Origin of the sequence: Synechococcus sp. BA-120 BA3, from assembly GCF_034931285.1 — a bacterium.
In the GTDB taxonomy this organism is placed as follows: Bacteria; Cyanobacteriota; Cyanobacteriia; order PCC-6307; family Cyanobiaceae; genus Cyanobium.
On record NZ_JAYGHZ010000226.1, the window covers coordinates 1 to 716 of the forward strand.

General features: G+C 73.3%; 1 protein-coding gene. It reads right to left on the reverse strand.

Going from position 1 to position 716, the window contains the following annotated elements; translation table 11 throughout:
* Positions 1-716: bifunctional ornithine acetyltransferase/N-acetylglutamate synthase (locus VB737_RS07450; protein ID WP_500312272.1), on the reverse strand; the 716-nt coding region annotated here is incomplete at both ends.

Sequence of the window (716 nt, forward strand, 5' to 3'; positions counted from 1 at the left end):
CCGGCCCCAGTTGGGGTCGCGGCCGTGCACAGCGCATTTCACGAGCGACGAGCCGGCCACGGTGCGGGCGATGGCGCGGGCGCCGGCGTCATCGGCGCTGCCCTCCACCTGCACCTCGATCAGGCAGGTGGCGCCCTCGCCGTCGCGGGCGATCGCCCGGGCCAGGTGCTGCGACACCGCCGTCAGGCCGGCCTCCAATGCCTCGAAGTGCTCCGGGCCCAGGGGCTCACCGGCGGCAAAGGCCAGGAACGTGTCGTTGGTGCTGGTGTCGCCGTCCACCGTGATCGCGTTGAAGGAGCGATCCACCGCCCGCTTCACCATGCCCTGCCAGACATCGGCCGGCACGCCGGCATCACACGTCAGATAGCCCAGCATCGTGGCCATGTCCGGGTGGATCATCCCCGAGCCCTTGGCCATGCCCCCGATCCGCACCCGGCGGCCGCCCAGCTGGGCCTCCAGGGCGATCTCCTTGGCCACCAGATCCGTGGTGAGGATCGCCTCGGCCGCCGCGCCGCCGCCCGTTGGGCCGAGGGCGGCCACCAGGGGATCGAGGCCCGCCACGAGCACCTCCATCGGGATCGGCACGCCAATCACGCCGGTGGAGCAGATCAGCACCTCGTCGGGCGCCAGGCCCAGCCGAGCGGCCAGCTCGGAGGTGGCCCGCAGGCTGTCGGCCAGGCCGCGCTCGCCGGTGCAGGCGTTGGCCTGGCCGGAGT